This window comes from Bremerella cremea (assembly GCF_003335505.1).
GTDB lineage: Bacteria > Planctomycetota > Planctomycetia > Pirellulales > Pirellulaceae > Bremerella > Bremerella cremea_A.
Map to the genome: position 1 here is coordinate 1 of NZ_QPEX01000009.1, position 3,432 is coordinate 3,432.

The 3,432-nt window shown below is 50.7% G+C and carries 1 rRNA gene; it reads left to right on the forward strand.

Annotated features, from left to right (window positions below):
- Positions 1-436 precede the first annotated feature (436 nt).
- Positions 437-3,277 (forward strand): 23S ribosomal RNA (locus tag DTL42_RS01405).
- Positions 3,278-3,432: the final 155 nt, after the last annotated feature.

Below are 3,432 nucleotides of genomic sequence, written 5' to 3' on the forward strand. Positions count from 1 at the left end.
TTTGATCTTTGACAATTTGGTTGGTAGATGGCATTTTGTGTGACGAAGTGCTGTTTGATTGAGTTGCTTGTCGCTTGACGAGTAACGCAACGAACAAAGCTTTGTCGCCTAAAAACGATGCAATTTCATAGAGTTAAGGTTATTACAATTAAGTGTTGCCTTTGAGTTCAGTTTCGACTGAATTACTTTGGCAGTGCCGATAAGAGTAATGGCCGTTCTCAAAAGAGAATCTAAACGTCTGCCGGTTGTAATTCAAGCTTCACCTGAGAGGGTGGGGCAGCGAGTTGCGATACAGCAGCGTATTAGAATCGTTACAAGATACGGATCTCAGTGATCAGCTCTTAGACAAGTTGATCACATTAAAGTAGTCCGAAATGGTTTGATTGTTCTCAGTTCGCATGGCCTTGCTAGGCCTAAACGAGCTTTGAATATTTGTGGTCAAGCTATTAAGGGCACATGGGGGATGTCTTGGCATCAGTAGAAAAGGCGTGGAAGACTGCGAAAAGCCTGGGGGAGTTGTCAAACGAACGTTGATCCCGGGATTCCTGTTCAACCCAGGGAACTGAAACATCTAAGTACCTGGAGGAGAAGAAAGAAAAATCGATTCCGTCAGTAGCGGCGAGCGAACGCGGAATAGCCCAAACCTTGAGGATTTTCCTCAGGGGGTTGTAGGGCCTTTCATATGAGAGTTACAAAGCCACCGATTAGCCGATATGACATGGAAAGGTCAACCATAGAGGGTGACAGTCCCGTAGGCGAAAATCGAGTGGCCTCTCGAAAGGTACCTGAGTAGGTCCAGTCACGTGAAACCTGGATTGAATCGGCGGGGACCATCCCGCAAGGCTAAATACTCACTGATGACCGATAGTGAACTCAGTAGCGCGAGTGAAAGATGAGAAGAACCCCGACAAGGGGAGGTATGTGAACCTGAAACCATGTGCCTACAAGCGGTCGGAGCCCGATTTATGGGTGACGGCGTGCCTTTTGCATAATGATCCGGCGAGTTACCGTCTGCGGCAGGTTAAGGCCTTACGGGCTGTAGCCAGAGGGAAACCGAGTCTTAATAGGGCGTTAGTCGTAGGTGGTAGACGCGAAACCACGTGATCTACCCATGAGCAGGTTGAAGCGCGGGTTATACCGCGTGGAGGACCGAACCCACTTGGGTTGAAAACCGAGGGGATGACTTGTGGGGAGGAGTGAAAGTCTAATCAAACGTGGAGATATCTCGTTCTCTCCGAAATAGCTTTTGGGCTAGCCTTGAGCCACTACACACCGGGGGTAGAGAGACTGAATCGGTTTGGGGCCCTTCCCGGGGTACCCTGCTGGACCAAACTCCGAATACCGGTGTGACTATCTCAGGAGTCAGTCCGCGAGGGATAAGCTTCGCGGTCGAGAGGGAAACAACCCAGACCGTCTGCTAAGGTCCCCAAGAGATGCTCAGTCACTAAGGAAGTTGAATTGCCGAGACAACCAGGATGTTGGCTTAGAAGCAGCCACCATTTAAAAAGTGCGTAACAGCTTACTGGTCGAGCAATTCTGCGCCGATAATGAACGGGAGTAAGCATCTCACCGAAGCAGCGGATTCGAAAGAATGGTAGGAGAGCGCCGATCGTCAGATACGAGCCGTACCGTAAGGAGCGGTGTTGGGGCGATCGGGTGATTATGCCGGAATGAGTAACGATAAAACAGGTGAGAATCCTGTTCGCCGAAAGCCTAAGGTTTCCTGGGGAAGGCAATTCCGCCCAGGGTTAGCCGGTCCCTTAGTCGAGGCTGAAAAGCGTAGACGATGGACAGCAGGTCAATATTCCTGCGCTACGGTTGTGGACTGATGGAGGGACGGCGTTTCAAAGGTGATCGGACTGGTGGAACAGTCCGTGGATTCTAGCAAGGTGAGGGATAGGCAAATCCGCCCTCATGAGCCAAGTTAGAGTGCTGACTCTTCGGAGGTAATCATCAGCGGGACGTCCAAGAAAAGCTTCTAAAGGTTGAAGCAACTGTAACCGTACTAAAACTGACACAGGTAGGCGAGTCGAGTAGACTAAGGCGCTCGGGAGAACGGTGGTTAAGGAACTCTGCAAAATGGCCCCGTAAGTTCGCGATAAGGGGTGCCCCTGATGGTTCACGCTGTTGGGGGTCACAGTAAATCGGCTCTGGCAACTGTTTATCAAAAACACAGGACCCTGCTAACTCGCAAGAGGATGTATAGGGTCTGACGCCTGCCCGGTGCCGGTAGGTTAAGGAAGCGGGTGCAAGCTCTCGACCGAAGCCCCGGTAAACGGCGGCCGTAACTATGACGGTCCTAAGGTAGCGAAGTTCCTTGTCGGGTAAGTTCCGACCTGCATGAAAGGCGTAATGACTGGAGCACTGTCTCAACCACCGACCCGGTGAAATTGTAGTCGTGGTGAAGATGCCACGTTCCCGCAGTTAGACGGAAAGACCCCGTGAACCTTTACTGTAGGCTGATATTGGTCTGAGATATGTTTTGTGTAGGATAGGTGGGAGGCTTTGAAGTCGGCACGCCAGTGTCGATGGAGCCATCCTTGAAATACCACCCTGAATATGTTTTAGCTCTAACCTAGAATTTCTGTGAATCCAGACTAGGAACAGTGTCAGTTGGGCAGTTTGACTGGGGCGGTCTCCTCCCAAAGAGTAACGGAGGAGTGCAAAGGTACCCTCAGCCTGGTTGGTCATCAGGCATAGAGCGCAATGGTAGAAGGGTGCTTAACTGTGAGACCCATAGGTCGAACAGATACGAAAGTAGGTCATAGTGATCCGGTAGTCCCGAATGGAAGGGCTATCGCTCATCAGATAAAAGGTACTCCGGGGATAACAGGCTTATCGCATCCGAGCGTCCATAGCGGCGATGCGGTTTGGCACCTCGATGTCGGCTCATCACATCCTGGGGGTGAAGAAGCTCCCAAGGGTTCGGCTGTTCGCCGATTAAAGTGGTACGTGAGCTGGGTTCAGACCGTCGTGAGACAGGTCGGTCCCTATCTGCTGTGGGCGTACGAAACTTGAGGAGATTCTTCTTTAGTACGAGAGGATTTGGAAGGACGTTCCTCTGGTGTCCCAGTTGTCATGCCCGTGGCACGGCTGGATAGCTATGAACGGAAAGGATAAACGCTGAAAGCATCTAAGCGTGAAGCCCGCTCCAAGATTAGGTTTCGTAAGTACTTTGTACGAGAGTCCCCTGGAAGACGACCAGGTTGATAGGCCAGATGTGTAAGCTCAGTAATGAGTTCAGCTAACTGGTACTAACGGACGAATGCTTGACCACTTATATTCAACGCTCTTTAGCGAGAGCAGCTGTGAACAACAGCCTGAATAACGAGTAACGATTCAAGATTCTCGAAAATCGTCAGCTTTGTGCGACACACACAAGATAAAATCTACCAACTCAAATTGAGCTTCGTGAGGCCCTCACGTCTCACG